The organism is Bartonella sp. AD328YNZD, from assembly GCF_042196425.1.
Genome location: NZ_JBHIQG010000171.1, coordinates 1 through 5,346 on the forward strand (window position 1 = coordinate 1; position 5,346 = coordinate 5,346).

A 5,346-nucleotide genomic window follows, 5' to 3' on the forward strand; every position below is an offset into this window, starting at 1 on the left:
GAAGCTATTAACATATTTTAATATAGGATTGTGTATGACTCGCACTTTTGCAATTCCTCCCAAAGCATCTAGAATCACTCATAAGGAAATATATCATGGTATTTTTCGTGATGATCCCTATCATTGGCTACGTGCGTCTAACTGGCAAGATGTTTTTAAAGATCCTAACTGTCTTGACCCCAATATTCGACAGCATCTTGAAAAAGAAAATGCTTATCAATCAGCTCAAATGGCTGATACAAAACCATTACGAGATTTGCTTTTTACAGAAATGAAAAACAGGATCCAAGAGAATGATAGTTCTGTTCCTATAAAACATGGTCCTTTTGCTTACGGATTCTCTTATGTTACCGGAGGCCAACAGCCACATTATTTTCGGACACCAAGGAATGGCGGAGAAAAAAACGTGTACCTTAATGGTGATGTCTTGGCAGAAGGCAAAGAATATTTTAAATTTGGTTCAGTTCAAGAATCTCCTGACCATACACATGTGGTATGGACCTATGATGACAAAGGATCAGAATTCTATACAGCTAAAATTCGTAATTTTGAGACATTGTCTGACTGTACGGACACAATTACTGATACATCTGGTCAAATTGTATGGGATGCTAGGTCTGAAGGTTTTTTCTATACTAAGATGGATAAAAACCACCGACCTTCAGAGCTCTATTATCACCAATTAAACACAGATCAATCACAAGATAAGCTTATTTTTCGTGAAGACAATCCAGGTTTTTTCTTAGATGTAAGCGGTTCTAAGCTTAATGATGTTATTTATATTAATATTCATGATCATGAAACATCCGAGATCTGGCTAATTCCTGCTGAGGCGCCTTTTACTGTTCCCCAATGTGTACGGAAACGACAACAAGGTATTGAATATTCACTTACAGAGGGTGGTGATGTCTTTTATATTCTAACCAATTTAGATAATGCAAAAGATTTCAAAATTATGGTAGCGCCATATACATCTCCACAATCAGAAAATTGGTCTGAGTTTGTCCCACATCAGCTTGGGTGCCTAATATTATCCCATGATGCTTATCAAGATTTTCTTGTCTGGATCGAACGTTTTGAGGGGCTTCCACGTATAAAAGTAATGGAACGTACCACTAAACAAGTTAATTCCATCGCTTTTACTGAAGAGGCTTATTCTTTAGGTCTGCAAGGAGTTGCAGAATATAACAGTCCAACTATTCGTTTTTCCTATTCGTCTATGACAACACCTGATCAAGTGTTTGATTATGAGATGAAAAGTCGTAAACGAATGCTTTTAAAAACGCAAATAATTCCCTCTGGGCATAATAAAGATGCATATGTAACACGACGGATTATAGCAATAGCAGACGATGGTGAGAAGATTCCTATTTCACTTTTTTACCACAAAAACACTCCCCTTGATGGTGGTGCGCCTTGTCTGCTTTACGGTTATGGTGCTTATGGGATTTCTATTCCTGCCAGTTTCAATAGTAATGTACTTTCTCTAGTAAACAGAGGTTTTATTTACGCTATTGCTCATATTCGCGGAGGAAAAGAAAAGGGAGTAGAGTGGTATGAGAAAGGAAAACATCTCTTTAAGCACAATACATTTACAGATTTTATTGCTTGTGGGCGTTACCTTGTAAACAATAAATTCACTTCTCACGACCGGCTGATTGCCCATGGTGGTTCAGCAGGGGGGATGTTGATGGGAGCCATTGCCAATATAGCTCCCCAGGATTTTGCTGGGATCGTCGCGAATGTGCCTTTTGTTGATGTCTTAGCGACAATGTTAGATGCTTCATTGCCACTCACACCTCCAGAATGGGGCGAATGGGGGAACCCTCTTGAATCAGAAGAAGATTATAAGCTTATTGCTTCCTATTCTCCTTACGATAATGTCAAAGCTCAAAACTATCCCCCTATACTTGTGATGGCAGGATTAACAGATCCTCGTGTAACTTACTGGGAGCCTGCAAAATGGGTGGCAAAATTACGAGACCTAAAAACAGACGATAATGCAGTTTTATTACGTATTAATATGGATTCAGGGCACGCTGGTGCAGCTGGACGTTTTTCAAAGCTAGAAGAAGTTGCCTATATCTATGCATATATTCTAAAGATAGCAGGAAAAGACTTTTGCTAATCCATAATACTTCTGTATGAAAGTCTCCGATAATTTATTGGATTATAGAGACTTTCATACACTAAAAAGTTATCTAGATAGTTTAAAATTCACATTCTTCATAAAGTTCTAAAACATAGTCCCAATTAATTAAATGGTCTACAAAGGATTCGAGGTACTTCGGTCGAGCATTGCGATAATCAATGTAATAGGAATGTTCCCACACATCGACACCCAAAATAGGGCGAGCATTGTGCACTAAGGGATTTTCACCATTAGGGGTTTTCATAATTTCAAGCTTGCCATCTTTAACAGCAACCCACGTCCATCCAGAACCAAATTGGGCACTAGCAGCAGCAATAAAATCAGCGCGGAATTTGTCATAACCACCTAGATCAGCGTCAATAGCTTTTGCTAACTTTTCAGGAAGTTTTTGGCCACCACCATTTTTTTTCATCCAAAGCCAAAAGTGGTTATGATTGTAATACTGCGCTGCATTATTAAACAAACCAATATTTTTTCCAAAACTTTTTTTAACAATATCTTCAAGGCTTTCATTTTCTAAGCCTAACTCTTTCACAAAATTATTGGTGTTGGTAAGATAAGCAAGGTGATGCTTATCATGATGATATTCAAGCGTTTCGCGTGACATATAAGGCGAAAGGGCATCGTAATCATAAGGCAACGGGGGCAATTCAAAAGCCATTTAAAAATCTCCTCGATTCTAATTGTTAAGCTTATTTCATAAGCCTAATTTGCCATTTACCGAATTTAAAAGCAAATGTTGAATACCTAGTTTGTATGAAATAGTTTTAATGTCTCTCTTTTTGTAAAAGAAGCTTTTAGGAAATGTATATTCATCAATCAAAAAGGGTATTGGTCTACATAAAGATTGCTTCTGAAGATTTTTTACATCTATGAGCGGGTAATGAATATCATTATCTTTTGAATAAAAAGTAAATGGAAATAGCTATTATTCCTTGTTTTTGTATATCTATTTTTTCAAATACCATATAAAATGTTTTTAATTTTTGCAAAACTTTTCCAGTTTATTGGTGTATCATAATGTTTTCAACAGAATATTAAGTGTTATTTTTTAGGAAATATTTTTCAATGTGCTTGATTTTATTTTATGGTGCTACCCATGAATAATATAATGTAAAAATTAGTGGACATTACCATCTTTATGCTTAATGCAAGAGCACAGCAGCACTATCATACACTTACCGGTTGCCAATGTGGTGACAGCTTTTTTCTTAAATTGAGCAAGATGAGATTTTAATATATCAAGAAAATTAAATCATATGCAAATTTATTAGATACATGAGTAAACTGAAAGATTTTCATGTTCTGTTCCTAAGACATCAATACAAAGAGCAAAATAATTGGTGGATAAATGGTTGCTACTTATGTTAAAATCACAATTGTATATCAGTTTCTGCTACGAATTTGTATCGATGGCAATGCCATACAAGACTCAGAAATTTTATAATAAAAAAGTAAGGTCTTTGATTTTCAGATATTGCGTCCAATCACAGGAATCGCTATAAAGTGCAAAAGTAATTGTAAAGCGTGTTTTTTGGGGTATAGCCAAGCGGTAAGGCACCGGTTTTTGGTACCGGCATTCCCTGGTTCGAATCCAGGTACCCCAGCCAATTTTAGTGAAATGAATCAATCATAAACTTGAGAAATCATAGACTTGAGAGTGGATTAAATCTCTTAATTATCTTTAGCCATTCATATCGGATTGGACAGAGGAGAAATACGCGTCTGTAGCGGAGTGGCTCTTACTATAACTATAATCAAAATAGTTATTTTAGGGATTTTTCTTTATAAGAGTGGGGCTTAAATGATTTATGCGCACTTGCTTTAGAAAAACTATTTGGCTGGATTTTGCGCTCTATAACAACACCAGCGTGCGATTTTTCTTATTCCACCATCTTCATTACGTCGTACAGCATAACAATAACGCTGATCAGGAAATATATTTCGTTGCATATCACGTACAATATGAGCAGTATGGCCATAAGGTGCTACACAATCAATAAACCATACGTATTTTCCATTTTGCCAATTGGCATCGGGTAAAAATTCTCCCTTTTCAAGCATAGATTGATGATTTTTCTCATCTAAAAAAGCCCAGGTGATAAAGGCGCAAAATTCTCCACGTTCATTTTTATAGAGCTTGTATTGCCCAGTCTGTAAAGCTGGACCTAAGTTTCGGTCTATATCCCAAATTCGCCAGCGGCGGTATAAGGGAGATGTAAGCATTAAAACAACCATGGCACCCAAAGCCGTAAGAGGATCTATGAGTGATGGTGATGGATTTTCATTTACAGACATTATCTTTCCTTTAGGGACTGTTCTAAAATTTTGGTGATAGGTTCAAAGAAATAAGAAATGAGACGCCGTTTTGAGGTAATGACATCCGTTGTTACAGTCATGCCAGGGATAAATTTAAATTGTTTGTTATTCAAAGTGATATGATCTTGGTCAATTTTGATTAAAACAGCGTAGACACCATTAATTTCTTTATTATAGCGTGCTGTAGCGCCTACATTAACGACTGAGCCGTGGATAACACCGAAACGTTCAGGCGGAAAGGCAGAAAACTTGATGTAAGCACGTTGGCCCTTTTCTAAAAAACCAATATCTCGATTATCAAAAAATGCTTCAATAATGAGACCGCCTGCACCAGGGACAATGCGCATGAGAGTTTTACCAGCCTCTACAAAGCCACCCAAAGTATGGGTACTTAAATCATCGATACGTCCATCAACAGGTGCATAAAGTGATAAGTGGTCAAGATGGTATTGAGTGCTATCAAGCTTTGCTTTTAATCCTTGAAGATTCAGTTCTGTTTCACGCGAAAGTTGCCGATAGCGGGCGATTTCATCGGAAATGAGACTTTTCCGTTGTTGGCGGAGGGTATTTATTTCGGCGGCATTTTCTTCCAAATGTCTTTGATTGGTTAAAATTTCATGCTCGACATTTTTAAAGTCATGTAAACGCTCTAAGTAAACGGCTTGGCTAATGACTTTTGTTTCCATCAGGCTTTTTGCAGCTTTTAATTTTCCTTGGCTTAATTGACGATCATCTTCCAACCTATCTAATTGCGCATGTTGTGTTGCACCGCTGCGCTCGACGCGGTCCGCTTGTGCTTTTAGCGCTCTTAATTTATCTTGGAGAGATTGAAGGGTAGCGCTAATGAGTTTTTCACCTTCTATTCTTGCAGTCGT

At 37.1% G+C, this 5,346-nt stretch carries 4 protein-coding genes and 1 tRNA gene; 2 read left to right on the forward strand and 3 right to left on the reverse strand.

Annotated features, from left to right (window positions below):
• Positions 1-34: 34 nt before the first annotated feature.
• The gene (locus tag ACFIO3_RS08280; protein WP_375614986.1) at positions 35-2,128 is read left to right on the forward strand and encodes a S9 family peptidase; all 2,094 of its coding nucleotides are present in this window, start codon (positions 35-37) and stop codon (positions 2,126-2,128) included.
• An 82-nt stretch (positions 2,129-2,210) separates the two neighbouring features.
• On the opposite strand, the gene ACFIO3_RS08285 is transcribed toward ACFIO3_RS08280, so the two are convergent.
• The gene (locus tag ACFIO3_RS08285; protein ID WP_375606385.1) at positions 2,211-2,813 is read right to left on the reverse strand and encodes a superoxide dismutase; all 603 of its coding nucleotides are present in this window, start codon (positions 2,811-2,813) and stop codon (positions 2,211-2,213) included.
• A gap of 874 nt (positions 2,814-3,687) precedes the next feature.
• Here ACFIO3_RS08285 and ACFIO3_RS08290 point away from each other — a divergent pair.
• Positions 3,688-3,762: transfer RNA gene (locus ACFIO3_RS08290), tRNA-Gln, on the forward strand.
• 223 nt (positions 3,763-3,985) lie between these two features.
• On the opposite strand, the gene ACFIO3_RS08295 is transcribed toward ACFIO3_RS08290, so the two are convergent.
• Together ACFIO3_RS08295 and ACFIO3_RS08300 are read right to left on the reverse strand one after the other, a co-directional pair.
• Positions 3,986-4,450, reverse strand: coding sequence for a toxin-activating lysine-acyltransferase (locus ACFIO3_RS08295; RefSeq protein WP_375607790.1), 465 nt, complete (start codon positions 4,448-4,450; stop codon positions 3,986-3,988).
• Positions 4,450-5,346, reverse strand: an 897-nt coding sequence (locus ACFIO3_RS08300; protein ID WP_375704303.1) for an HlyD family type I secretion periplasmic adaptor subunit, incomplete at its 5' end; no start/stop codon positions are given. The genes ACFIO3_RS08300 and ACFIO3_RS08295, both read right to left, overlap by 1 nt.